Here is a 24,981-nt window from a genome sequence, read left to right on the forward strand (position 1 = left end):
TTTTGAATCTCTGCATGCGCTTGTATGATATTGTGGAAGCGGCCAGTCAGTTTTTGAGTTCAGCCAGATTATCTGTCATCACAGCCCCGGCTTCTTTGGCCTTAGCTAAGATGCTATCCTGGTGCTCCCAAAATTCCGGACGATAGTTGAAAGTGATTTCTTCGCCATTTTTCATTTGAAAATTCATGTCTCTTAAGAAAATGGTTCCTTCACTTTTATCATAGATCTGGTTGATTTCTTTAATATCTTCCCACTGAAAATGTTGGGGAGAAATGGAGAAAATCGGGTTGTAGGTGATCCCATCATCCTGAAAATAAAAATAATTGTTGAGCGATAAAACAAGAAATAGAAAAGCGACAGGAATTCCTGTGATAAGTACCCAGACAGGGGATTTTTCACGCTTTGATTGCAAGATCAGAAACAATATCAACATGAGTCCGATCCAGACAAAGCCTGATCCAAACATAATATAGGCGGAAATAGGAGCCATGAAAATCCAATGACTTCTCGAAAAGTGGAACATATCCTGCAGGATGGTCATTAAAGTGATTGGGGCAAGGATGCTGAGCATGAATGCTATAATGATAATTCCAATGGTCAGATAAGTCCATTGCGATTCCTGGTCATAACCATACATAAGCTAATCTCCTATATAGAATTTATAAAAATTAATTTTAACTCATTATATAGTCAAACAGTGGTTTTAACAACCTTATTTTTCCATTTGGAAAGGCAGGTGCCAGCCGATGTGGAAAGCGTATGCTTTCGTCATGGTCGCAATCATTTTATTTTCTGGAAATTTCATTGCCGGCAAAGTTGCAACGGAGGAAATCGCCCCGTTTACTTTAGCCTGGTTCCGTACGCTAATAGCCTTGCTGGTGCTGTTGGTCTTTGCAAGACAAGAGTTCAAATATGCCCGGCCATTAATGTTAAAAAATTGGAAAGCGCTGTATGGAATGGCGCTGACCGGCGTTGTGCTGTTTCCCGCGCTGGTTTATACATCATTGAACTATACAACCACTATCAATGCATCGATTGTTGAGGCGCTTACCCCATCGGTTGCCATGGTACTCAGCTTTTTGTTTCTCAGGGAAAGGTTTTCGGGCTTGCAGGTAGTGGGGGTCATCGTTTCTTTTTCAGGAGTACTTTATATTATCACGCAAGGATCTTTGGAGGTTCTCCTTGAGCTGGGTTTCAATATAGGGGATTTAATCATGCTTACAGCAGTAATAAGCTGGGCGTTTTACTCGCTGTTAGTCAATAACCATGGGTCCAGGTTTCCGATGTATGGCAGCTTGTTATTTATGCTGGCTATGGGAAATGGAACACTGCTTGTGTTAGCCGCGATACTGGAATGGATCCCGGACGGCTTTGCCATCGACTGGTCAGCAAAAGTGGCTGGAAGTGTACTTTATACAGGGGTGTTTCCTGCTGTAATAGCCTTGCTGGCCTGGAATCAGGCAGTTGCTATGATCGGACCTTCCAAAGCATCTGTATTCTTAAATTTGATTCCAGTCGTTACAGCGATCATGGCATTGGTTTTCTTAGGCGAGGCAATGACGTCAGCGCAGTTTCTGGGAGGGGCTCTCGTGTTAGGAGGCGTTTATATGACCACCCGGAATAAAAGACAAAAAAAGGGAGAGAAAGCTAATCCTTAGCTTCCTCTCCGTGATTTTCACTCCATGCAACCCTTCCTGCCAACAAAAAAATCACGCTTGAGGCTATGAAGATGAAGCTGATGATTTTCTCATTGATGACAAACCACATGACGGCACCGGTAAGCGCATTAATAATCCCTACGGAAACAAACATCCAGGAAATCATATTTTTTTGGCCCATGTGAAGTCACCCCAATATAATGGTTATTCAAAGTATAACGTAACTGTTGGAAAAGAACATGAGCCGATACACGTGTTTAAGACAGGACTTTGGGTGGAAGATAATGTACATCAGCAATACCTGATTATAAGGAGGATTATCTTGCAAACCCATAAACTATACATTGATGGTCAATATATTGAATCTACAGGAGACGAATGGCTCGATATTATCAATCCGGCAACAGAAGAGGTGATCTCACAGACACCTCGTGGCAAGAAGGAAGATATCGATCGTGCTGTCAAAGCTGCATTTAATGCCCAAAAAAAGTGGGAGCTGAAGCCTAATATTGAACGGGGAAAAATCGTACGTGAAATCGGTGACCGAATCGAAGCGAAACGCGATCGGTTCATCGAGCTTTTGCAGGAGGAGCAAGGGAAAGATTATGAGCTGGCGAGCGGAGAAATTGATCTTGCCATTGATTATTTCCGTTACATGTCCGAATGGGCACGTCGAATTGAAGGCGAAATCGTACCAAGTGACCGCCAGAATGAGCATATCCACATTTACAAAAAGCCGATCGGGGTCATTGGCGGTATTGTGCCGTGGAATTTTCCGATGTTCATATTGGCGCGTAAAGTCGCGACCGCACTCGTTACCGGCTGTACGATCGTTTTGAAACCGAGTCAGCAGACGCCAAACACCGCGATGGAATTCACGAAAATCATCGATGGTATGAGTGAAATTCCAAACGGTGTCTATAACCTGGTAACTGGAACAGGATCTGAAATCGGTAATGCGCTTGCCTCTCATGAGAAAGTGCATATGGTGACGATGACAGGAAGCATTCCGGCAGGTACAAAGGTTATGGAGGCAGCAGCTCAAAACATTACGAAAGTGAATCTGGAGTTAGGCGGGAAGGCACCAGCCATTGTCACAGAAAACGCTGACCTTGAACTTGCCGCCGAAAACATTAAATTGTCCCGCCTTGCCAATAACGGCCAGGCATGTACAAATGCAGAACGGGTATATGTCCATAAAAATGTAGCAGAAGAATTCCTGGAAATACTGGAAGAGAAAATCGAAGCTGTAACCATTGGCGATCCGCTGCAGAACAAAAAAGCAGATGTCGGTCCATTAGTAAGTGAAGACCGCAGGGAAACTGTTGAAGAGATGGTCACCAACGCTGTGGATGCCGGCGCAGAAGTTGTGACTGGCGGCGAACGGCCGCAGGAATTTGATAAAGGATTCTTCTATAAGCCGACCATCTTGAAAAACGTCAAACAGGATATGGAGATAATCCAGGAAGAGATTTTTGGTCCCGTCATCCCGGTTACTACTTTCTCCACCCTGGATGAAGCGATTGAAATGGGCAACGACACCGTTTATGGCCTTTCTTCTTCTGTATATACGGAAAATTACCATGAAGCGATGCGTGTCGTGAATGAGCTGAAGTTTGGTGAAACGTTCATCAACCGGGAAAACTTCGAAGCAGTCCAGGGGTATCATGCCGGAATGAGACAATCCGGACTTGGGGGCGCTGATGGCAAGCATGGCGTGGAAGATTTTCTCGTCACCCAAACTGTCTACATGCAGTACAAAGACGATAAACAATAAAAGATTTGCGGTTTTTGATCAAAAATTAGCAAATATAAAAATCCCAGCAGTTATAGATACTGCTGGGATTCTATTATTTCATGGATTCTGCTAACTGGATTTTTTGCTTATCTTTTTTAGCTGCATTCACCAGCAGGTAGGCGATTGGGGTATCGATGGCTGCAACAAGGAATTTAAATACATACTGCGTAGCGATCATACCTGACAAAGCCGCTGTCGGCATCGTGCCGGCAAAGGCAATGGTAATGAAGACTATGGTATCGATCAACTGGCTCGACATCGTCGACAAGTTGTTCCGAAGCCACAGCTTCTTTTCCCCATGCTTTTTCTTTAATCGATGGAAGATGAAGACATCGAAATTTTGACTGGCGACATATGAAATAAGGCTCGCCAGCATGACACGGAAGCTGCCGCCGAGAATCGTTTCAAATTCCGCCTGTGATTGGAAAAAAGGGGCAGCCGGAAGCTGTATCGCCACAAAAATGAATAGAAGCGCGATCACCTGGGTGAAAAAGCCGGCCTGCACTGTTTTCTTTGCTGCTTCCTTGCCATATACTTCGCCAATAACATCGGTGATCAAATAAGTGATGACGTAAACAATGACAGCGGCAGGAAGGACGTAGCCTCCGACAGAGAACAGCTTAACGCCTAAAATATTGGCTAAAATCAATAAACCTACAAATAATGCATTCAAATAAATGAACATATGATTCCTCTCCTTATTAAAGGGAGCAAATTTCTAAACGGTACCCTCGGTTAACGGTTGTCGATTTTTTCAGGATATAGATCATGGTTGAAAAGCCTTTGTTCTGCCATTTGCTCGAATTTCGTTCCTGGCTTTCCGTAGTTGCAATACGGGTCAATGGAAATGCCGCCTCTTGGTGTGAATTTGCCCCATACTTCGATATAGCGCGGATCCATCAGTGCAATCAAATCGTTCATAATGATATTGACACTATCTTCATGAAAACCACCATGATTTCGGAAGCTGAACAGGTACAGCTTCAGTGACTTGCTTTCGACCATCTTCTCATCTGGAATATAGCTGATATAAATCGTCGCAAAGTCAGGCTGTCCTGTCTTCGGGCAAAGCGTCGTGAACTCCGGGCAATTGAACTTTACAAAATAATCCCGGTTCGGATGCTGGTTATCGAATGTCTCCAGTACATCGGGGTCGTAATCAAAGGAATAATTCGTCCCTTGACTGCCCAATAAGGATAACTCTTTTAAATCTTCATCTTTACGTCCAGCCATGTTGATTCCCTCCTCTATACTTGTATCTATTTATAAAAAAACGGCTTGCCGCGTCTTTTCTTATACTTTAATCTTTTAACAAAATTAAACTTTTTTAAAGTACAAAAAAAGACCATACCCTAAGGGATATGGTCTGTATCGTCATATATCCTTAGTTTTTTATCGAGGGTGTCGCTAAGAACCTCTCCCGTGTGTTACGGATTTTATTTATTTGTAACCTTACTTATTATAGAGCTCCATACTGAATCTGTCAATAAATAGTATGTTTAAGTGATGCTTTTTCACCAATCTGACAAAAGTTGTCCCTTATCACTTTAAAACTGTGCCGAAGTATTCTAAAATAAAAAGTAATTCACGAATTTTTAGAAAAATCCAAATTAGGGTATCTGGCAAACATAAGTGATGCAGGTGTTTTTTTACTTAAGTAAGAAACCGTTTACAAATTTTAAATGAGGTGATTCTATGGACATGCAACCAATTCCAGCACGTGAAGGCAATCACAACATGAAAGACTACAAAGAAGCATATGATCAATTCCAATGGGATAGTGTGAAGAGTCAATTCTCTTGGAGTGACACAGGTAAAGTAAACATCGCTTATGAGGCAATCGACCGCCATGCAGATAACCCTGATAAGAAAGACCAGACAGCCTTGATTTATTCGGCTCCTAATCGTGAAGAGAAATTGACATTTGAGGACTTGAAATTCAAAAGTAACCAATTCGCGAATGTACTGAAAAAATATAACGTCAATAAAGGCGACCGAGTCTTCTTATTCATGCACAGAAGTCCGGAATTCTACGCCGCATTTCTAGGAATCTTAAAAACTGGTGCCATTGCAGGGCCACTATTTGAGGCATTCATGGAACAGGCCGTACGCGACCGTCTGGAAGACAGTGAGGCAAGCATGCTTGTCACGACTCCGGAACTATTGGATCGAGTGCCAGTGGACGACCTGCCTAATCTGAAACAGATCGTCCTTGTCGGGGATGTACCGGAAAATGGTAATTATATTGATTATCATAAAGAAATGGAGCAGGCTTCCAAGGATTTTGACATCGAATGGGTCGACTTGGAAGATGGTATGCTGCTTCACTATACTTCAGGTTCTACCGGAAAACCAAAAGGTGTCTATCATGTCCACAATGCTATGCTGCAACACTATCAAACTGGTAAATGGGTATTGGATCTGAAAGAAGATGACACTTACTGGTGTACTGCCGATCCAGGATGGGTAACTGGTACAAGCTATGGTATTTTCGCACCTTGGCTTAACGGCGTTACCAATGTGATCCGCGGTGGCCGTTTCAGCCCGGATGATTGGTATGGCACCCTGGATAAGTATAATGTAACGGTATGGTACTCAGCACCGACAGCCTTCCGTAAGCTCGTCAGCGCTGGAGAAGAAATAGCATCGAAACATGACCTTTCTTCATTGCGCCACGTATTGAGTGTGGGTGAACCATTGAATCCGGAGGTTATTACATGGGGAAGGAAGGCGTTGAACCTGCGTATCCACGATACATGGTGGATGACGGAAACCGGAGGTATGATGATTTGTAACTATCCGGCTATGGATATTCGTCCAGGCTCTATGGGTAAACCTTTCCCTGGCACGGAAGCGGCTATCGTCGATAATGATGGAAATGAGCTGCCTCCAAACCGGATGGGTAACCTTGCGCTGAAAAAAGGCTGGCCATCCATGATGCGCGCTGTTTGGAAGAACCCGGGCAAGTATGAAAGCTACTTCCTTGGTGACTGGTATGTTTCCGGTGACAGTGCTTATATGGATGAAGATGGCTACTTCTGGTTCCAGGGACGCCTGGATGATGTCATCAACACATCCGGTGAGCGTGTCGGACCATTTGAAGTAGAAAGTAAACTGATTGAACATAAAGCAGTAGCGGAAGCAGGGGTTATCGGGAAACCGGACCCGGAACGCGGAGAAATCATCAAAGCGTTTATCACCTTGAACGATGGGTATGAAGAGTCTGATGAGTTGCTCGAGGATATCCGTCAATTCGTCAAAAAAGGATTGAGTGCGCATGCAGCTCCTCGTGAAATCGAAATCAAGGATACGATTCCGAAGACACGAAGCGGTAAAATCATGCGTCGTCTCCTTAAATCCTGGGAGCTGGGACTTCCGACAGGAGACACTTCTACACTAGAAGAATAAGCAATAAAAAAGGTGCCTGCAACGTTACTGCAGGCACCTTTTTTGATGATTATTTTTCCAAATCACCTTGAGGGCCGAAGAATTCATAATTGATCTGTTCCATCGGTACGTTCCATTCTTTCAAAGCACCATAGATCGCTTTCATAAATCCTTCTGGTCCACAGAAATAGAAATCAGAATCCTGCGGAACAATGGATTGAAGCCATTCAAGGTCGACATATCCTTCTTTTGCATGGATTTTTTCTTTCATATCTTCTTCTGTAGGTGTGTCATAGACGATATAAGTTTTAATGTTTGGATATTCTTCCCCGGCCATTTTCATATCATGCTTCAATGCATGGACACTGCCGTTACGTGCAGCATGAATGAAGTGGACTTCCCGGTCGATTTGTTCCTTAATAATTGTCTGCAGCATACTCATCATCGGTGTCAGCCCGACGCCTCCACTGATCAGTACCAGCGGTTTTGTGGAATCCGTATCCAGGAAGAAGTCTCCGCCAGGTGCGCTTACAGGAATGACATCCCCTTCACTCACGTGCTTGTGCAGGAAGTTAGAGACTTTTCCTTCCGGAAGCTGTTCTATCCCTTCTTCGCGTTTAACACTGATCCGGTAATAGCCTTTTCCAGGGGCGTCAGAAAGGCTGTACTGGCGTAATTGATCATATTGCTCATTAGGCATTTTCGCCTGAATGGTCAAATATTGACCTGGTTTATAGCCTGGTAATGCTCCTCCATCGACCGGTTTCAAGTAGAAGGATGTAATGACATCACTTTCCTTCACCTTATCAATCACTTCAAAGTCGCGGTAGCCAACCCATCCACCAATCTCTTCGGCGGTTTCTTTATACATGTCTGCTTCCACTTGAATGAACGCCTCTGCGATAACTCCATAAGCCTTTTCCCAGGCATTGATGATATCATCAGTAGCCGCATCACCAAGTACGTCTTTGATAGCAAGCAATAAATATTTTCCGACAATCGGATATTGTTCCGGCACGATATTCATACTGCGGTGCTTATGTGCGATCTTTTCGACTGCAGGCATGATGGCGCTTAAATCATCGATATACTGCGCGGCAGCATAGACGGCATTAGCAAGCGCACGTGGCTGTTTTCCTTCTTTCTGGTGTGTCATATTGAAAACATTTTTCAGCTCCGGGTGTGCTTCAAACATCATTTGATAGAATCTTGTAGTAATCTGTTCGCCATGTTCAGCAAGTACAGGCACAGTCGCTTTAACCGTAGCAATCGTCTGCTCATCAAGTTTAGGTAGTGTTTCTGTAGACATAATAAAAAAACTCCTTTTAAAAAGTTAGTGGGATTTAAAGATGCATTTTCCATGTACCTTTATTGTTAAACATTATAATCACTAAAGCAATATTAAAAATGCATGTTTTTGTGACAATTTGGTTAACTGTTTCACATGAAACATTTTAGTTTACAAATAAGACAACGGTTATATACCTGTGATACGATAATAAAAAGTAAACTATTTAAGGAGTATGCTATATGCGTCTGAAAAAATATACGGATTACGCGCTTCGTGTGCTTATATATACAGCTTCGAAACCAGAAGGAGAGCTTGCGAGCATCAAAGAAATTTCGAAAGTCTTCGATATCTCTGAAAATCACCTGAGTAAGATTGTCCATCAGTTGAACAAGCTGGACATGCTGAAGACAATCAGGGGGCGGTCAGGTGGAATCAGACTGGCTAAGCACCCGGAAGAGATCAATGTCGGGGATGTGGTGAGAAAAATGGAAGATGACTTTATCCTGTTGGAATGCTTTGACCGTGGTTCTGATCACTGTGTCATTACACCAGCCTGCAAACTGAAACATGTATTGAATGATGCGCTTGAAGCATTTCTGGAAATTCTCGATGAATACACCCTGCAGGATTTATTAAGTAACAAAAGCAGGCTCAGACAATTGATGGATATTGCCGATTAAATATGCCGCCTTCCTTCAGGCGGTTTTCTTTTTATCCGTTACTTTTCTCTTGAATGTATTACTAATAAAGTGCAGAACATGATATGGGGAGAGTACTCTAATGAAAGTGAAAATGTTATAGAAAGAAATGAGGGATAGCTTATCACGGGAAAAATATATGATGTCATTGGTATCGGAGTTGGACCGTATAACCTGGGTTTAGCTGCTTTGCTGGAGAAAACAGATCTTGAAGGTTTGTTCTTTGATAAGACTGCTGCTTTTGACTGGCATCCTGGCATGATGATCGAAAAAATGAACCTTCAGGTACCTTTCCTTGCTGATGTAGTGACATTGGCAGACCCAACAAGTCCTTATACTTATTTGAACTATCTTCACCACCAGAATCGGATGTTTCAATTTTTCTTTTTCAGTGAATTCAAAGTTCCGCGCCAGGAATATAATGATTACTTAAAATGGGTGGTTGAAAAGCTGGAAGGTCTGATGTTCGGGCATGAGGTGGTAGATGTCATCGATCATAATCAGGCAGAAGAAGCTCATTATGAAGTAGTGGTTAAAGCAGTAGAAAGCGGTGAAATGAAAAGCTTCCGGGCAAAACATGTCGTCATGGGTACGGGAAGCAAGCCGCTGGTGCTGGATGGAATGGAAGGGTTCCCTGAAGAAGACGTACTCCATACCAGTAATTATCTGTATCAAAAAGGAGAGTTGCTTTCTTCCGGCCACGTTACCGTCGTTGGTTCCGGCCAAAGTGCTGCAGAGGTCCTTCTGGATCTTCTGCAGGAACAAGAATACCGGGATAATATGCACTTGACATTATTCACTCGCTCTTCTGGTCTGTTCCAGCTGGAAAGTGCCAAGCTTGGCCAGGAATTCTTTTCTCCGGATTATGTCGATTATTTTCATGAACTTCCGTTTGAAAAAAGGAAAGATTCGCTGGATTTATTAGGAAATCTGCGCAAAGGTATCGATCCTGATACGCTGACAGAACTCTATAAAACGCTTTATCACAAATCGACTGGCAATAAAAAAGCACGTGTAACCATCCAGCCGATGACAGAAGTGAAAGCAATCGAAGCCGACGGAGACCACTATATCCTTAAATGCCGTCAGTGGCAGAATGAAACTGATTTTGAATATTCTACGGAAAAAGTAGTGTTGGCTACCGGATATACCCCACATCTTCCGGATTGGTTTATGAACCGCTTTAAGGAGCAAATCAAGTGGGAGGACAAGAAGCGTTATCGTGTCACACGTGATTATCGACTTGACTTCAATGATGAAAGGGATCATCATTTTTTTGTCGCCACCAATTTGACTCACTCCCATGGAGCAGGCGCTACAAACCTTGGATTAGCGGTCCAACGAAACGTAGAAATCATAAATAAAATTGCCGGCGAAGAAATTTACCAGAATAATCGCGATACCATTTTTCAACAGTTTACTATGGAAGAGGATGACAAGTACGTTTAATTCAGCCATACACGGGTAAAACAGAAATGTGACTTCATTAAAACAGAAAAATAAAAATGAAGGAGGATTTTTGTATGAGTAAAAAATTAGCATGCTTATTAACGGATATGTTTGAAGATGTTGAATATACGGATCCTGCCAAACAATTTAAAGAAGCAGGTCATGAGGTAGTGACGATTGAAAAGGAAGCAGGGAAAGAAGTAACAGGGAAACAGGGAGAAGAAACGGTTAAAATCGATAAAGGGATCGATGAAGTAAAACCGGAAGATTTTGATGCCTTGTTCTTACCGGGAGGATTTTCACCAGATCAGCTTCGCGGTGATGAACGCTTTGTGAAATTCGCGAAACATTTCATGGATGAAGAGAAACCAGTATTCGCTATTTGCCATGGTCCACAGCTGCTAATTACAGCGAAGACACTGGAAGGCCGCAAAGCGACAGGCTTCAAATCCATTGCTGTTGACATGGAATATGCCGGTGTTGATTATCAGGATCAAGAAGTTGTCGTCTGCCAGGATCAGCTGGTAACAAGCCGTAATCCCGATGACCTGCCAGCATTCAATCGTGAATCATTGAAGCTTCTTGGTAAATAAAATAACACAGTGATGGTATCAATACCTGCGGGCCAATCAAGGTCTCGCAGGTATTTTTTATTAGGGTTCTGTTAAACCTTATTGTTGATTTTACAGTTAAAGCTCCCTTCCGTTACGGATATGAGCATTTGGAGGTCCGGGAAATCACTCGCTTTCCGAGGGCATGTGGTGAGCTTCCTCAGGCTCCGCCTTGCGGGATCTCACCTATCATGTTCATCCCACAGGAGTCTCGCAATTTCCCGGCCCTCCTTACCTCTATAAGAGAAACGGAAACATCGGTATGCGGAACCACCAACTTAACAGCTGAAAAGAGCTTATGTCCTGAATCATTGGGCTTTTTATGCAGTAAATGTGGAAGATATCTTCTCACAACGTAGGGTTCGTTCATCAAAATATGCACAAGGTGGCAGGGAAACGGTGAGACTCCCGTGGGAGAAGGGGCTAGGCGAGACCCCACAGGTCGTGAAACGACCGAGGAGGCTTGCCAGCTCCCCCACAGGAAAGCGAATCGTTTCCCAGCCACCCTTTCCACTGTCTCGGTAACGGACCCAGTCTTCCATAATCCGGCCTTTTAGTTGAATAATCGTCTTATGAAAATAATACTTCCTAAAATAAAACCATTCTATCGTGACGTAAGTACTATTTTTTCTGAAATTTATGACTTATGTGGTATAGACAACTATATATTACCTCCGTTACGCTACAAATAGATTACTGTAAGCCTTTTCCATCGCTTTTATTCGACAAAATTAATTCTTTGAAAGAGGAGGAAAGAAATGAAAAAGAAAGTTATGAAACTTGCTTTAGTAACGGTACTGGGTGCTTCCATGTTCGCAGGATTCGGAGTGGAGGCAGAAGACAATAGACCGCCCGAGCCGACAATTGAACAGAAGGGTAAAAAGAATAGTCTCCGGAGTGCTCATCCGGTGTTTACCTGGAATAAGCCGGGTCCCGTATCACCGGTTTTGCATACTGGTTCGGTGAGAGGGGCAGGTATGGTACAGGCTCCGCTGAAGTCCATTACCGGTTTGATCGAGAGCAAGATCGAAGCAGGTGTCATGCCTGGCGCTGTCACCTTCGTAGCTCGCAGGGGTCACATTGTCCAGCATGGAGCCTACGGTCATGCCGCCTTATATGAAGATGATCAAGGTACACTTATGGATCATCCGGTAGCTATGAAAAAAGATACGATTTTTGACATGGCATCCATAAGTAAAGTGTTTACCACCACAGCAGCCATGCAATTGTATGAAGAAGGTTTGTTCCAATTGGATGATCCTGTTGCCAAGCATATTCCTGAATTTGCAGTAAATGGAAAAGAAGAAGTGACCATTCGACAACTGATGACGCATACTTCCGGATTCACTCCGTGGGTGCCCATTTACACTCAGGAAGGGGACAGGGAGGACAGGCTTCAATACGTATTGGAACGCCCGCTGGCTAATGAACCAGGAACCACTTATACATACAGTGACCTGAACATGATCACGCTGGGTATTTTAATCGAACGCCTGTCAGGTCAACGCCTGGATGATTATGTCAAAGAAAATATCACCGAGCCTCTCGGCATGGAAGATACGATGTACAATCCTCCGGCATCTTTGAAAGAGCGAATCGCTGCGACAGAATACCAGCCATGGACGGACCGTGGAATCGTTTGGGGGGAAGTGCACGATGAAAATGCCTGGTCACTTGATGGAGTAGCAGGACATGCCGGTGTATTTTCTACTGCCAAGGATCTGGCAACATTCGCCCATATGTATCTTAATGAAGGATCATATGGCGGTACGAAAATCCTGAAGCCCGAAACAGTCAAATTACTAACGGAAAATCAAATTCCGCAATTTCCCGGCGATGAACATGGACTTGGATGGGAACTGCAGCAAGGGTGGTATATGGATGCTTTATCCGGCAGTTCTACACTTGGTCATACCGGCTATACCGGAACATCGATAGCTGTAAGCCAAAACAATGATACCATCGCAATTTTACTTACCAATCGTGTCCATCCGACAAGGGCAACGGTATCTACAAATGTTGCACGACGTCCATTTGCCAGACTGGTGGCAGATGCCATCCCGGTTACGATACCGGACAAAAAGGACGCCTGGTTTGCTGGATATGGGGATCAACTGAACCGGACGTTGACAGCAGAAGTGGAGCTTGATGAGTCAGCCGTATTAACGTTTGATACCTGGCACCGGATTGAAGCGGGATATGATAAAGGATTCATTGAAGTTACAACGGACGGTGAGAATTGGGAGCAGGTCGGAGAAGTGTTTACCGGGAACAAAGACTGGCATCAGTTAGAAATAAACTTGCCGGCTGGTACCCAGCAGGTAAGATTCCGCTACCAGACAGACAGCTATACCAATGGCCGTGGCTGGTATGTAAAAAATCTGGAACTGAAGCTTGCAGATGGAGACATCCTCACGCCGGAGTTTTCAGGTGAAGGGTGGCTGCTTAGAAACTATTAAGATTCCCTAAAGTGCTCTTCATAATTTACACCTGGTAAGAAAGACTATTTTACACAAGGAGGAAGCTGAATGAAGCAGAGGCGTAATAAGTGGCTGTTTTCTTTATTGGCATCTGTGCTGGTTCTGTCCCATTTGATGATCGGGGTGCCGGCAAAAGAAGTGGCAGCTGCTGATCATGAAGGCGTCAAAGACCTGGTCTTACTCGAGAATGTCCCACAGGTAGAGAAGGGTGTTGATGGTGAACAGCTAAAGCTGCATGCTTTACATGTTTATGAAGCTGGGCATTTTATGGGCGTTTCTCAAGATTTGACCTGGACATCTACGAACAAGAATGTAGCAACGGTTGACGAAGATGGCACGGTTACGATGACCGGGCAAAACGGGAGGACTTTCATTAAGGTCAGCGACGGCACATACGAAGACCGGATCGCCATTGATTACAAGCCTGTGGCTATAGCGGCTGGTACCAGAGGGAAGCCGGAATCTGAAGCAAGGCTTAAGAAGGAAGATGGCAGCCGCTATGATATCATCAGCCATGCGATCGAGAACATGTCCTTAGAAGAGAAAGTAGGACAAATGCTGATGCCTGATTTCCGTAAGTGGGAAGGCGAGAATGTGACAGAGATGCTTCCGGAAATAGAACAACTGGTGAAAGAATACCATCTTGGCGGTGTCATCTTGTTCCGTGAGAACGTGGTAACAACGGAACAAACAGCGAAGCTGGTTACAGCATACCAGCAGGCAGCAGAGAAATATGGCATGCTTTTGACGATTGATCAGGAAGGCGGTATCGTTACCCGTCTGCAGTCAGGGACCGATATGCCTGGCAACATGGCCTTGGGTGCAACGCGCTCTGCCGATATCGCTCAAAACGTTGGAAAGGCAATTGGAGAAGAGCTGGCATCCTTAGGCATCAATATGAATCTGGCACCGGTCATGGATGTAAATAATAATCCTGATAATCCGGTAATTGGTGTCCGTTCGTTCGGTGGAGATCCTGAATTGGTAGCCGAAATGGGGCTCGCATACACGGAAGGCCTGCAAAGTACAGGTGTAGCTGCAACGGCTAAACACTTCCCGGGTCATGGAGACACAGCTGTCGATTCTCATCTCGGGCTTCCGGAAGTGCCCCACGATAAAGAACGGCTGAAAAAAGTAGAACTGTATCCTTTTCAGAAAGCGATGGAAGCTGGAATAGATGCGATTATGACCGCACATGTCACGTTCCCTAAAATTGATGATACGAAGGTTGTTTCTCAAAAGACGGGCGAAGAGATTGCCTTGCCTGCCACCCTTTCTCCTAAAGTGTTGACCGGTTTGATGCGTGAAGAAATGGGTTATGAAGGCGTGATTATCACAGATGCATTGAATATGAAGGCGATTGCTGATCATTTTGGTCCTGTCGACGCCGTCATTCGTGCAGTGAAAGCAGGAACAGATATTGTGCTGATGCCAGTCGGTCTTGAGGAAGTAGCAGACGGACTCCTCGAAGCGGTCGATTCTGGAGAAATCTCAGAAGCTACTATTGAAAATTCAGTAGAAAGAATTTTAACGCTTAAAGTAAAACGCGGGATTATCAAAAAGGAGCAGCCGCAGCCAATCGATGAAAAAGTGGAAAATGCGTTGCAGGTGGTAGGATCTTACAGTCACAAACAAGTGGAACAGGAAGCGGCTGATCGTTCCATCACATTGGTGAAAAATGACGATGTACTTCCACTTCAGTCATCTCAAGATGAAAAGATAGTGGTAGTTGGAAGTAGCTTTGTTGATTCGTTAGGGGAGGCAGTTAAAAATCACCATGCGAATACTACTGTAATCGCACCAGACGGCAGTACCTTAACACCTGGGCAGCTGGCAATCGTCAAGGATGCGGATAAAGTGATTGTCGGTACCTACTCTTACAATGTGTATTCCCGTTCGGCAAGCCATCCGCAAATGCAGCTGGTCAATACGATCATGAATGAAACGGACGCTCCTGTTATCGGAGTCGGTATCCGAAATCCGTATGACATCATGGCTTACCCCAATATAGATGCTTATCTAGCACAGTATGGCTTCAGGACAGCGAGCTTTGAAGCCACAGCCGCAACGATTTTCGGTGAAAATGCCCCTACAGGAAAACTGCCTGTACAGATACCCGGGGACAATGGCACACCACTTTATGAATTTGGACATGGTTTGAATTATTGATTGCTGGGCGCTTCGTGCGCCCGGTTCATTAATATAAAAATAATTTCAGGGAGGGGATTTAATGAAAAAGTGGTTGATTTCGATTGTGACGACGCTGCTCATCCTATCGACATTGTCGATTGCCATGGCGGATAATAACGGAAAAGGTAAGGGACATGGTTACGGCAATGAAAAGGACAATCAATTTGAGCTTGGGGTAGAAGTATTGTTGAATGACCAGAAGGATTTGATTGAAGGGAAAAAAGTGGGGTTGATCACGAACCCAACAGGAGTCGACCAGGAACTGAACAGTATAGTAGATTTACTTCATAATGATGAGGATGTTGAGTTGACAGCATTGTACGGACCGGAACACGGCGTGCGTGGCAGTGCCCAGGCCGGCGAATATGTCGAGTACTATATTGATGAAAAAACAGGGCTTCCTGTTTACAGCCTATATGGCAAGACAAGAAAACCTACGCCGGAAATGTTAGAAGGTATTGATGTGCTGCTGTTTGACATTCAGGATGTCGGAACTCGTTTCTATACGTACATTTATACTATGGCTTACGCTATGGAAGCGGCCCAGGAAAATGATATCCCATTCATCGTTTTGGATAGACCGAATCCGATCAGCGGAAGTAAGGTAGAAGGTCCTGTCCTGGATATGGAATATAAATCGTTTGTCGGTAATTACCCGATTCCGCTCCGACACGGTATGACAGTTGGGGAGTTGGCAAAGTATTTCAACGAAGAGCATGATATCGGGGCAGACTTGACAGTAGTGGAGATGGACGGATGGAAACGTCATATGTACTATGATAAAACACCGCTTGAGTTTGTCGCTCCTTCTCCGAATATGCCTACCCTTGATACAGCCTTAGTGTATCCTGGTGCTGCCTGGATTGAAGGCACAAATGTTTCCGAAGGCCGTGGAACGACGCAGCCATTTGAATTGATCGGCGCTCCGTTCATTGATAGCACAGACTTAGCTGCAGCAATGAACGAGCTGGAACTGCCGGGAGTGACTTTCCGTGCGGCTTCGTTTACCCCTATGTTCTCGAAGCATAAAGGCACTCTTTCTCATGGGGTCCAGATTCATGTCACCAATAAGAAAATCTTCCAGCCGGTCGAGACAGGTCTTGCGCTTGTGAAAACGATTCATGATATGTATCCGGAAGACTTCCAATTCCGCGCTGAAAACAGTGAAGGGGTTTCCTTCTTTGACTTATTGGTCGGAAATGGATGGATCAGAGAAGCGATTGAAGAAGGACAGAGCATCGAAGAAATCAAATCCCAATGGCAAGACGGATTGGAGGATTTCAAAGAGATCCGCGAAGACTATTTACTTTATAAATAGGGCTGTTAAATATCCGTGTTGATTTTTACAGTTAAGCTTCCCTTAATTGAAGACTCAGTTTCGAGAGAAACTGTTTCCGTTAATGGTTATGAGCGTTTCGAGGTCCGGGAAATCACTCGCTTTCCATGGGCATGGAGTGAGCTTCCTCAGGCTTCGCCTTGCAGGCTCTCACCGCTCATGTTCATCCCATAGGAGTCTCGTAATTTCCCGGCCCTATTGTTGAATAAGCCTGTTATGGGAAAAATCAACAACAATGTTTAACAGAGCCTATAAGTAAAACAGAAGCTGCCTGGCCCGACGGGGTCATGGCAGCTGTTTTCATATCGAGATTGTGGCATGGGGACAGCGCTGTTGTAATAAATCACGTAATGCTTGTTCATCTTCTGGTGCCGATAACAGATAAGAGCGGTGCCTGTGGTCGGTGATTTCCATACGTTTGAGCGTCCAGGCAGGACTCGACAACGGATTATAACTGTAGTTGACCCTTCTGATATCTCTTAAAGGTATTCTTTTTTTGATTGGACCGAAATGTGCGATGAAAGCGTCATCAGTCACTTCGTGGTATGATTGAAATAACGCCCAAAGAAGCAGTCCTGCAATCGGAACAATAATGATCATACCAATCCATCCTTCATCGGGATCCGTATAAATTCCTAATAATCCTAAAGGCAAAAGAAGAATTACCAGCATGACGAGGAATGGGTTTTTTTTACTTGGAAATTCATCTGGTACACCTCACAATTTTCTGCTATAACAAGGATATACATAAGATACGAAATAGACAGGTTTTTAGTTTCAATTATTCAGGAGGGATAAGCGATGATTGTCAACCAATCAGGAGATAACTTCATTATGATGGCCCAGCATGACCATGCTCTGGCTTCAGGAGAGCTTGTTGATCACTGGAAACAGGATTTCATTATGCGTTCAAAGCTACGTAAGCTGGCGGATTGGGCAGTGGGTCAGCACGACCGTGCCTGGATTCCTTTAGATAAACATCCTAAATGGAACAAGGATGAAAATCGTCCTTATACTTTTGTCGATTACCCGTTGAAAGAAAAGCTGGATGCTTATGTCCATGGGATTGATGATATAGAAAAAGATTCTTACTATGCAGGTGTGCTGTGCAGCCGGCATTATAGCTCTTTTTTTCCAAAAGATTCCCACGATCCGGATATTAAGCATTTCCTTGATCATGAACAAAAACGACGGCACCGTTTGAAAAAACAAATGGATTTAGAAGTGCCGAGGTATCTTTATGACCTCCATTTCAAACGCCTACAATTCTGTGACGATCTCTCCCTTTATATTTGCATGCAGGAGCCTGGTGTTTCCAAAGAAGAGGAGTTGTCCTGGTTTAAAAATGGATTTAGACAAACATTCGATTTCGCTCCTCAGGGAATGATTTCTCACTGGCTGGACAAATATACGGTTTCTGTAGATCCATTTCCATTCGAACGTCCGTTTGAATTGGCTGTTCCATACCGGCTGGTCACTATGGAAGCAATTGATAACAAAGGGATCCAACATGCATGGGACCAGGCTGATATCGAGTACCGTCATGTAAAAATCGTTCCAGGAAAGTAATAGAAAAATAGAAATAGTCTTATAAAAAATGGCTGCCTCCACCAAAAGGGGCGCCTTTTTTGGTAAGAGACAGCCAGGTGTTCAGCTTAGTTTTTCAACATTGAATTGTGACTCGATCAACGCCCAATTCTGTGGAAAGGACAGCCCTAATTTCCAGTAACTTACCCCTTTCAATCCAAGTTCTTTTACTAAATCGAATTTTGTTTGAATTGAGCGGGCATCCTCGAACCATACTTCATGTCGTTTTCCTTCGGTGTCCTGATAAAAGAAAAACGGTGCCTGTGCTTCCTCATCATATTCTATCGCCACATTATTTTCCCTTGCCAGCTGAATTGCCTGCTGAGGACTGATTGCTTTGGCGAATTCCCCTCCTTCTACGAAAGGAAGTGTCCAATCATATCCATATAAATTTTGGCCCAGGAATATTTTTTCCGCCGGCATCTCCGTCAAAGCATACTCGACCACTTCCCGCACAGGACCGATGGGGGCTACTGCCATTGGAGGACCTCCGCTGTATCCCCATTCATAGGTCATCAATACAACAAAATCTACAATTTCACCATGCGCACCATAATCGTGCGCTTCATACCACGCGCCTTTTTGTTCCGCACTTGTCTTTGGCGCCAGCGCCGTGGAAATCATTAACCCTTCCTGTCTCAAGCGTTCCTTTGCCTTACGGAGAAAGTTGTTGTAATCCTGGGCCATTTCTGGAGGCAAAAACTCAAAGTCGAAGTGGATATCTTTATACCCGACCTGTTGTGCGGTAGTGATGATATTATTCAGCAAGGTATTTTGGACATTCTCATCGGTTAAAATCGTCCTGCCAAGTTCAGCGCTAAAACCGTCGTCGGTCAAATTGGTGACAACCATTATCAGTGATGCCGTACTGTTTTGTGCAATCTGCTGGAAATCATCAAGCGGGGGCGCCTCCAGACTGCCGTCTGGCTGTACACGATAGCTGAATGGAGACAAATAGGTCAATAATGGGCTCCTTCTTCTGGCTGCAGTTTCCAATGCTTGTGATACCTGACCGCCGGAAGGCTCTACGTAAGCATTGAATGCTGCACTTACCTTCGGCTGCTGGGGGATATATAACCTGGTCCCGATTTGCAGGCTGGCATCCAGAGGGATTTGATTCACCTCTGCCAGCTGCTGGGCCGTCGTATTGAACCGCCTGGCGATCGTATATAAGCTGTCATCAGCCTGAACCGTATAAAATTGACCGGTAATCGGTATCACAAGCGCCTGGCCGACAACAAGATTACCAGGTGTCTCCAGTTCATTCGCTTCAATGATTGCCTGGGGGGTTATATTGAAGGTATTTGCAATAGTAAATAAACTGTCTCCACTTTTCACTACATAAATCTGCATGCTCTCACTCCCTTCCAAATCACTCCTTTATCAGTTTATGACTCTTCAGGGAGGGTTTATGATTAGATAGGGGAAACATCTGCCTTCAAAACATTTTCCATCATCGTCAATGCATATTGGTTATCGTTCGGGTCATTGGAGGCGATTGCATTTTCAGGAACCCATAACTCGTACTCTCTCATGTAAGCATCGAATAAGACACATATATTCCCTGCGATACCACTTAAAATCAGTCGTTTGACACCAAGTTCATAAAGTAAAGATTGTAAGGAAGACTGATAAAAACCTGAGTGTTTCGGTTTTATTAAAAAATAATCTCCTTCCTCCGGACGGATCGCCTCTAATAGTTTTTGGTTATCGTCATTTAAACAGTGCTGGAAGATTTGTTGCAGATCTGCCCGCCAGGATGCATAATGGTCATTGATATAGATAATGGGAATCCCGTTAGCGCGGGCGTATACCTTCAAATTTTTCATAGCTGGCAAGATGCGGTAAGTCTGGTTAAGCAGTTCTTTGCCATGGGTGAATTGGAAATCATTGATGACATCAATATAGATAAGTGCAGACTGTTCTGGAGCACTCATATGGGATTCCTCCTTCTTTAACTTATATTCTGCTCGATGACAGGCTAAATAATGAAGAAAAGTGTGATGAAAATGAATGAAGATCAAAAATGGATGCAATATGCGATTCAAGAGGCTAAGAAAGCAGCAGCTGCTGGAGAGGTTCCCATTGGAGCTGTGATTGTCAAAGATGGTGAAATCATTGCTTCGGGCTATAATCTCAGAGAAACGAGCCAGCTTGCTTCCTCCCATGCTGAGTTCATCGCTATCGAACGGGCGAACAATATTTTTGGCAGCTGGAGACTGGAAGACTGTACGCTGTATGTCACCTTGGAACCTTGCCCCATGTGTGCAGGTGCCATTTTACAAGCCAGGATTCCCCGGGTGGTTTTCGGAGCGCCGGATCCGAAAGCGGGATGTACAGGAACGTTGATGAATTTGTTGCAGGATGAACGGTTTAATCATCAGGCGGTTGTAGTGAATGGCGTAGAAGAAGAAACTTGCGGGCAAATGCTTTCCGATTTTTTCAAGCAGCTGCGCGAACAAAAGAAAAGAGTGAAAGAATCCAAAGATTTACATTAATTTTGGATTGCATTTTCTGATGAAACTCGTTATACTGAAATATGCCGTGCTAAGCGGGGAGGTAGCGGTGCCCTGTACTCGCAATCCGCTATAGCGAGGCCGAATCCCCATCCGAGGTGGTGCGGCCTTAAGGTCTGCCTCAAGTAAGTGGTGTTGACACCCAGGTCCTGCGCAACGGGAACCAGCGAATCCTGTCAGGTCCGGAAGGAAGCAGCAGTAAGCTGACCCTCCCGTGTGCCGCGGGAGTGCCTGGGTCGAGCCATGAGCTTGAGTAACGCTTAGGGCCGCTCCATCGAAGATGGGTGCGCGGCATTACATAATGGAGAACTCACCTGAAACTCAGGTGAGTTTTTTTATATTATTTTTAGCCCCGTGTGTTTTCATCTGATATGGGATTCAGGTATAATAGGGGAGAAACTATCCAAAGGAGAACGGTAGTATGAGCTATCAGGCATTATATCGTGTTTGGCGTCCGCGAACTTTTGAAGACGTCGTTGGACAAACCCATATCACCCGGACGTTGCAGAATGCGATCATGCAGGATAAATTTTCGCATGCCTATCTTTTTTCAGGACCCCGTGGTACCGGGAAGACCAGTGCGGCGAAAATATTTGCGAAAGCAGTCAACTGTGAACGTTCTCCAGCTAAAGAACCTTGTAATGAATGTGCTGCATGTCTCGGCATCCAGGATGGCTCCATTTCAGATGTGATAGAAATCGATGCTGCATCGAACAATGGAGTCGAACAGATCCGGGAAATCCGCGATAAAGTAAAATACGCTCCAAGTGTGGTGGAGTATAAGGTATATATCATCGATGAGGTGCACATGTTGTCAATCGGGGCCTTCAATGCATTACTAAAGACATTGGAAGAGCCGCCGAAGCATGTGATCTTTATTTTGGCGACGACCGAGCCGCACAAAATCCCTTTGACAATCATCTCCCGTTGTCAACGTTTTGACTTCAAACGGATAGCACAACAGGCGATGGTCGAGCGGATGGAGAAGATCATCAGCCAGGAAGGTATCCAGGTCTCCCGGGAAGCACTCGAAGTCGTTGCGCTGACAGCAGAAGGCGGTATGCGTGATGCTTTGAGTTTATTGGATCAGGCGATTTCTTATAGTGATGAAGAGGTTACCATTGAGGATGTGCTTGCTGTCACTGGTTCTGTGTCCCAGCAAAAATTAACCGGAGTCATAGAATCATTGCAGGAACATGATGTGAAACAAGCCTTGCAGCATGTTGATGACTTGATTCAGCAGGGAAAAGATCCGGGACGTTTCGTATTTGATTTGATTTATTATTTGAGGGATTTGCTTCTATATAAAAGTGCGCCGGATCTGGCGGATAATTTAGAAAGGGCGATTCCTGATGAGCAATTCAGGCAGCTGGCTGAAAGTACAGAGCCAGGTTGGATTCAACAAGCCATCAAGGAATTGAATAAGTGTCAGCAGGAAATGAAATGGTCGACCAGTCCGAAGGTATTCATAGAAATAGCTATGCTTAACCTCGTAGACAGCCAGCCAGCTGCACAGCCTGCTGAATCAGAAACGGTCCAGCGACTGATGAGAAGGCTGGATGAGATGGAGAACGAGTTGAAGCAGTTGAAGCAGAACCCTGCTTCGGCACAGACTTCTTCTCCAGAACCAAGGCGCACACAGCCGAGAAGCAGCCGTAACGGATTCAAAGTACCATATGAACGGATCCGCCTTGTTCTGAATGAAGCTTCTAAGGAAGAAATCAAGCATGTTCACTCTAAATGGGCAAACTTCATGGAAGCACTGAAGCAGAACAACGCCCCTGCCCATGCGACGTTATTAAATAGTAAACCAAGGGCAGCTTCTGACAAAGGACTGGTGTTAGCATTCCGTTATGAAATCCATTGTTCGCTCGCTATGGAACATAAGCAAACAATCGAACCGCTGTTAGCTGATTTCATCGGAAAAGCGGTAGAAATCATCCCGATACCTGAACCTAAATGGCAGGAATTAAGGGAAGAATATGTTCGGAAACAGAAAAATGAAGAAGCTGATAATAGAGAAGTTGGCAGCGGGGAAGAGGAAGAAGATCCATTAATCACAGAAGCACGTAAGCTTGCTGGTGATGATTTAATAGAAATACATGATTAAAAATTTGAAGGAGGAATTACCATGCGTGGTGGAGGAAATATGAACAACATGATGAAACAAATGCAAAAAATGCAAAAGAAGATGATGAAGGCACAGGAAGAATTACATGAAATGACTTTCGAAGCTACAGCCGGAGGCGGAATGGTTAAAGTTGTGGCAAACGGGAAAAAGGAAATTACAGATGTAGAAATCAATGAAGAAGTTGTTGACCCGGATGATGTCGATATGCTTCAGGATTTGATTCTTGCAGCAACCAATGATGTGTTGAAGCAAGTAGATGATAAAACAAACGATACAATGGGACAATTCACTCAAGGCTTGCCTGGAGGTATGTTCTAGGAGGAATTCAGATGTATTATCCAGAACCGATTTCCAAGCTGATCGATAGCTTTACGAAATTGCCAGGGATAGGTCCGAAAACGGCTGTCCGACTGGCTTTTTTCGTGTTAGAGATGGAAGAAGACGATGTCTTGGAGTTTGGCAAATCTTTAGTTAATGCTAAAAGGGAACTGACACACTGCTCGGTCTGCGGTCAAATTACCGATCAGGATCCATGCTCGATCTGTCAGGATGAATCACGTGATAATTCACTTATTTGCGTAGTCCAGGACCCTAAAGATGTCATCGCTATGGAAAAAATGAAAGAATTCAGTGGTAAATACCACGTATTGCATGGCGCCATTTCCCCAATGGATGGAATCGGACCAGAAGATATCAATGTGCCGAGTCTATTGAACCGACTGAAGGATGAGGGAGTCGAGGAGCTGATCCTTGCTACTAACCCTAATATTGAAGGGGAAGCGACGGCCATGTATATTTCCAGGCTCGTCAAACCTTCCGGAATTCGAATTACCCGTCTGGCTCATGGCCTGCCGATGGGTGGAGATTTAGAATATGCGGACGAGGTTACACTCTCCAAAGCGATGGAAGGAAGAAGAGAATTATAGTAAGAAGGTGGCACAGTTGAGAAGAAAGAAAATAAAAAAAGTGATGGATCAACAGCTTCTTTCGGAAATATATTATTTGAAACAAGATTGGGTGAAGTTGAAAAAAATAATCGATCATAGCATTGAGCCCACAGAAGAAGGTTTGTGCGACCTCGCGCTAGTGCAGGCGAAGTATTTCTATTTACTTCGTGAAGCCAGACATCGTAAATTGAACGCATTGTCCTGATAAAGTGCTAATCCCTTTGGTCTGTTCATATGAATAATAGAAAGGACAAGCGAAGGGGGAGGTTGCCTTGGATCCGGTGATCGTTATTGGCGGACTGGTTTTGGCGATTATATTAATTCTTGTATTAGGAGCGCCGATTAAACCGATGAAATGGGTGGGACTAGCCAGTATGAAACTGTTGATAGGCGTTTTATTATTGTTTTTCGCAAATGTATTTGGTGCAAGCATCGGATTGCATATACCAATCAATCTATTTACAGCTGTCATTACTGGGGTGCTCGGAGTTCCTGGTTTACTTTCATTGACAGCACTTCAGTTATGGGTGCTGTAGAACAAAGGCGGGGAAACTGTCCCTGCCTTTTTACTTTTGTATGTTGATAAGGATGAATTAGCGAGTCATTTTCCCGCTTCCCGAATCTCTCTATATTTTATTTAAAAAAATCATAAAAAACTATTGCGTACTTAAAAATACCATGATATATTATTACTTGTCGCTTTAAGAGAGCGGCGGGCAACGAGAAACAAACAAAAAATCATGAAAAAGTTGTTGACATCAAAACAACCACATGATATATTAATTAAGTCGCCGATTTGAGCGGCGGAACAATTTGATCTTTGAAAACTGAACGAACCAACCAGTACGTCAATTCAATTTCTTCATTATATGAGGAAATAAAACAACGCACTATTTAGTGCA

The 24,981-nt window shown here is 44.2% G+C and carries 24 protein-coding genes and 1 other RNA gene; 17 read left to right on the forward strand and 8 right to left on the reverse strand.

What is annotated here, in order from left to right:
• Positions 1-46 precede the first annotated feature (46 nt).
• Entirely contained in the window at positions 47-637 is a 591-nt protein-coding gene (locus P855_RS0116035; RefSeq protein ID WP_028784523.1) for a hypothetical protein, read from the reverse strand.
• A gap of 109 nt (positions 638-746) precedes the next feature.
• On the opposite strand from P855_RS0116035, the gene P855_RS21170 reads away from it, so the two are divergent.
• A complete protein-coding gene (locus tag P855_RS21170) occupies positions 747-1,658 on the forward strand; it encodes a DMT family transporter (RefSeq protein ID WP_037986149.1) in 912 nt (303 codons plus the stop codon).
• Here the strand turns inward: P855_RS21170 and P855_RS0116045 are convergent.
• The gene (locus P855_RS0116045) at positions 1,648-1,839 is read right to left on the reverse strand and encodes a hypothetical protein (RefSeq protein WP_028784524.1); all 192 of its coding nucleotides are present in this window, start codon (positions 1,837-1,839) and stop codon (positions 1,648-1,650) included. The two genes, P855_RS21170 and P855_RS0116045, sit on opposite strands and share 11 nt — an antisense overlap.
• 141 nt (positions 1,840-1,980) lie before the next feature.
• Between P855_RS0116045 and aldA the strand changes: the two genes are divergently transcribed.
• Positions 1,981-3,435, forward strand: a complete 1,455-nt coding sequence (aldA, locus tag P855_RS0116050; protein ID WP_028784525.1) for an aldehyde dehydrogenase — start codon at positions 1,981-1,983, stop codon at positions 3,433-3,435.
• Between the two features lie 73 nt (positions 3,436-3,508).
• On the opposite strand, the gene P855_RS0116055 is transcribed toward aldA, so the two are convergent.
• On the reverse strand, positions 3,509-4,141 hold the full coding sequence (locus tag P855_RS0116055; RefSeq protein WP_028784526.1) for a queuosine precursor transporter: 633 nt from the start codon (positions 4,139-4,141) through the stop codon (positions 3,509-3,511).
• 50 nt (positions 4,142-4,191) lie between these two features.
• Positions 4,192-4,689 carry a preQ(1) synthase gene (queF, locus tag P855_RS0116060; protein WP_028784527.1) on the reverse strand — a complete coding sequence of 166 codons (498 nt, stop codon included), beginning with the start codon at positions 4,687-4,689 and terminating at the stop codon, positions 4,192-4,194.
• Positions 4,690-5,151: 462 nt separating this feature from the next.
• Here queF and acsA point away from each other — a divergent pair, with 462 nt between their 5' ends.
• A complete protein-coding gene (gene acsA, locus P855_RS0116065; protein ID WP_028784528.1) occupies positions 5,152-6,864 on the forward strand; it encodes an acetate--CoA ligase in 1,713 nt (570 codons plus the stop codon).
• Between the two features lie 49 nt (positions 6,865-6,913).
• Here acsA and hmpA read toward each other — a convergent pair whose 3' ends face one another.
• Positions 6,914-8,152, reverse strand: coding sequence for an NO-inducible flavohemoprotein (gene hmpA / locus P855_RS0116070; protein ID WP_028784529.1), 1,239 nt, complete (start codon positions 8,150-8,152; stop codon positions 6,914-6,916).
• 221 nt (positions 8,153-8,373) lie between these two features.
• Here hmpA and P855_RS0116075 point away from each other — a divergent pair, with 221 nt between their 5' ends.
• From P855_RS0116075 to P855_RS0116100, 6 genes are all read left to right on the forward strand, one after another.
• A complete protein-coding gene (locus tag P855_RS0116075; RefSeq protein ID WP_028784530.1) occupies positions 8,374-8,814 on the forward strand; it encodes an Rrf2 family transcriptional regulator in 441 nt (146 codons plus the stop codon).
• Between the two features lie 141 nt (positions 8,815-8,955).
• Entirely contained in the window at positions 8,956-10,281 is a 1,326-nt protein-coding gene (locus P855_RS0116080; RefSeq protein WP_028784531.1) for a lysine N(6)-hydroxylase/L-ornithine N(5)-oxygenase family protein, read from the forward strand.
• 74 nt (positions 10,282-10,355) lie between these two features.
• Positions 10,356-10,874: a type 1 glutamine amidotransferase domain-containing protein gene (locus P855_RS0116085; RefSeq protein WP_028784532.1), complete on the forward strand. Its 519-nt coding sequence runs from the start codon at positions 10,356-10,358 to the stop codon at positions 10,872-10,874.
• Positions 10,875-11,650: 776 nt separating this feature from the next.
• Positions 11,651-13,351 (forward strand): serine hydrolase domain-containing protein, encoded by a 1,701-nt coding sequence (locus P855_RS0116090; protein ID WP_028784533.1) that lies wholly within the window; start codon positions 11,651-11,653, stop codon positions 13,349-13,351.
• Positions 13,352-13,420: 69 nt separating this feature from the next.
• Positions 13,421-15,541 carry a glycoside hydrolase family 3 protein gene (locus P855_RS0116095; RefSeq protein WP_028784534.1) on the forward strand — a complete coding sequence of 707 codons (2,121 nt, stop codon included), beginning with the start codon at positions 13,421-13,423 and terminating at the stop codon, positions 15,539-15,541.
• A 61-nt stretch (positions 15,542-15,602) separates the two neighbouring features.
• Positions 15,603-16,880 carry an exo-beta-N-acetylmuramidase NamZ domain-containing protein gene (locus P855_RS0116100; protein WP_028784535.1) on the forward strand — a complete coding sequence of 426 codons (1,278 nt, stop codon included), beginning with the start codon at positions 15,603-15,605 and terminating at the stop codon, positions 16,878-16,880.
• Positions 16,881-17,198: 318 nt separating this feature from the next.
• Here the strand turns inward: P855_RS0116100 and P855_RS21585 are convergent, their stop codons facing one another.
• Positions 17,199-17,498 carry a PH domain-containing protein gene (locus P855_RS21585; protein ID WP_161628828.1) on the reverse strand — a complete coding sequence of 100 codons (300 nt, stop codon included), beginning with the start codon at positions 17,496-17,498 and terminating at the stop codon, positions 17,199-17,201.
• A gap of 201 nt (positions 17,499-17,699) precedes the next feature.
• Here P855_RS21585 and P855_RS0116110 point away from each other — a divergent pair, with 201 nt between their 5' ends.
• Complete coding sequence (locus tag P855_RS0116110; protein ID WP_028784536.1) at positions 17,700-18,467, forward strand: DUF3891 family protein; 768 nt, start codon at positions 17,700-17,702, stop codon at positions 18,465-18,467.
• Between the two features lie 81 nt (positions 18,468-18,548).
• Here P855_RS0116110 and P855_RS0116115 read toward each other — a convergent pair whose 3' ends face one another.
• Positions 18,549-19,838, reverse strand: coding sequence for a glycoside hydrolase family 18 protein (locus P855_RS0116115; RefSeq protein ID WP_028784537.1), 1,290 nt, complete (start codon positions 19,836-19,838; stop codon positions 18,549-18,551).
• A gap of 62 nt (positions 19,839-19,900) precedes the next feature.
• Positions 19,901-20,422: an isochorismatase family cysteine hydrolase gene (locus P855_RS0116120; RefSeq protein WP_028784538.1), complete on the reverse strand. Its 522-nt coding sequence runs from the start codon at positions 20,420-20,422 to the stop codon at positions 19,901-19,903.
• Positions 20,423-20,494: 72 nt separating this feature from the next.
• Here P855_RS0116120 and tadA point away from each other — a divergent pair, with 72 nt between their 5' ends.
• The 7 genes from tadA to P855_RS0116150 all read left to right on the forward strand — a co-directional run bounded on the left by tadA (position 20,495) and on the right by P855_RS0116150 (position 24,615).
• On the forward strand, positions 20,495-20,983 hold the full coding sequence (gene tadA / locus P855_RS0116125) for a tRNA adenosine(34) deaminase TadA (protein WP_028784539.1): 489 nt from the start codon (positions 20,495-20,497) through the stop codon (positions 20,981-20,983).
• Between the two features lie 44 nt (positions 20,984-21,027).
• Positions 21,028-21,293, forward strand: an RNA gene (ffs, locus tag P855_RS21880) — signal recognition particle sRNA large type.
• 129 nt (positions 21,294-21,422) lie between these two features.
• Positions 21,423-23,111, forward strand: coding sequence for a DNA polymerase III subunit gamma/tau (gene dnaX / locus P855_RS0116130; protein ID WP_028784540.1), 1,689 nt, complete (start codon positions 21,423-21,425; stop codon positions 23,109-23,111).
• 21 nt (positions 23,112-23,132) lie between these two features.
• Positions 23,133-23,450: a YbaB/EbfC family nucleoid-associated protein gene (locus P855_RS0116135; protein ID WP_028784541.1), complete on the forward strand. Its 318-nt coding sequence runs from the start codon at positions 23,133-23,135 to the stop codon at positions 23,448-23,450.
• Between the two features lie 11 nt (positions 23,451-23,461).
• On the forward strand, positions 23,462-24,058 hold the full coding sequence (gene recR, locus P855_RS0116140; protein WP_028784542.1) for a recombination mediator RecR: 597 nt from the start codon (positions 23,462-23,464) through the stop codon (positions 24,056-24,058).
• A 16-nt stretch (positions 24,059-24,074) separates the two neighbouring features.
• A complete protein-coding gene (locus tag P855_RS0116145; protein WP_028784543.1) occupies positions 24,075-24,284 on the forward strand; it encodes a DUF2508 family protein in 210 nt (69 codons plus the stop codon).
• Between the two features lie 76 nt (positions 24,285-24,360).
• Complete coding sequence (locus P855_RS0116150) at positions 24,361-24,615, forward strand: pro-sigmaK processing inhibitor BofA family protein (protein WP_327084787.1); 255 nt, start codon at positions 24,361-24,363, stop codon at positions 24,613-24,615.
• The last annotated feature ends 366 nt before the right edge of the window (positions 24,616-24,981 follow it).

This window comes from Thalassobacillus devorans MSP14 (genome assembly GCF_000496835.1).
GTDB lineage: Bacteria > Bacillota > Bacilli > Bacillales > Halobacillaceae > Thalassobacillus > Thalassobacillus devorans_B.

Coding starts and splice junctions, on each gene's coding strand:
- P855_RS0116095 (WP_028784534.1), top strand. CDS start 13,421: ATGAAGCAGAGGCGTAATAAGTGGCTGTTTTCTTTATTGGCATCTGTG.
- P855_RS0116110 (WP_028784536.1), top strand. CDS start 17,700: ATGATTGTCAACCAATCAGGAGATAACTTCATTATGATGGCCCAGCAT.
- P855_RS21585 (WP_161628828.1), bottom strand. CDS start 17,498: ATGATCATTATTGTTCCGATTGCAGGACTGCTTCTTTGGGCGTTATTT.
- P855_RS0116055 (WP_028784526.1), bottom strand. CDS start 4,141: ATGTTCATTTATTTGAATGCATTATTTGTAGGTTTATTGATTTTAGCC.
- queF (WP_028784527.1), bottom strand. CDS start 4,689: ATGGCTGGACGTAAAGATGAAGATTTAAAAGAGTTATCCTTATTGGGC.
- hmpA (WP_028784529.1), bottom strand. CDS start 8,152: ATGTCTACAGAAACACTACCTAAACTTGATGAGCAGACGATTGCTACG.
- P855_RS0116085 (WP_028784532.1), top strand. CDS start 10,356: ATGAGTAAAAAATTAGCATGCTTATTAACGGATATGTTTGAAGATGTT.
- P855_RS0116035 (WP_028784523.1), bottom strand. CDS start 637: ATGTATGGTTATGACCAGGAATCGCAATGGACTTATCTGACCATTGGA.
- P855_RS0116075 (WP_028784530.1), top strand. CDS start 8,374: ATGCGTCTGAAAAAATATACGGATTACGCGCTTCGTGTGCTTATATAT.
- P855_RS0116135 (WP_028784541.1), top strand. CDS start 23,133: ATGCGTGGTGGAGGAAATATGAACAACATGATGAAACAAATGCAAAAA.
- P855_RS0116045 (WP_028784524.1), bottom strand. CDS start 1,839: ATGGGCCAAAAAAATATGATTTCCTGGATGTTTGTTTCCGTAGGGATT.
- acsA (WP_028784528.1), top strand. CDS start 5,152: ATGGACATGCAACCAATTCCAGCACGTGAAGGCAATCACAACATGAAA.
- P855_RS21170 (WP_037986149.1), top strand. CDS start 747: ATGTGGAAAGCGTATGCTTTCGTCATGGTCGCAATCATTTTATTTTCT.
- P855_RS0116120 (WP_028784538.1), bottom strand. CDS start 20,422: ATGAGTGCTCCAGAACAGTCTGCACTTATCTATATTGATGTCATCAAT.
- P855_RS0116100 (WP_028784535.1), top strand. CDS start 15,603: ATGAAAAAGTGGTTGATTTCGATTGTGACGACGCTGCTCATCCTATCG.
- recR (WP_028784542.1), top strand. CDS start 23,462: ATGTATTATCCAGAACCGATTTCCAAGCTGATCGATAGCTTTACGAAA.
- dnaX (WP_028784540.1), top strand. CDS start 21,423: ATGAGCTATCAGGCATTATATCGTGTTTGGCGTCCGCGAACTTTTGAA.
- P855_RS0116115 (WP_028784537.1), bottom strand. CDS start 19,838: ATGCAGATTTATGTAGTGAAAAGTGGAGACAGTTTATTTACTATTGCA.
- P855_RS0116090 (WP_028784533.1), top strand. CDS start 11,651: ATGAAAAAGAAAGTTATGAAACTTGCTTTAGTAACGGTACTGGGTGCT.
- tadA (WP_028784539.1), top strand. CDS start 20,495: ATGAATGAAGATCAAAAATGGATGCAATATGCGATTCAAGAGGCTAAG.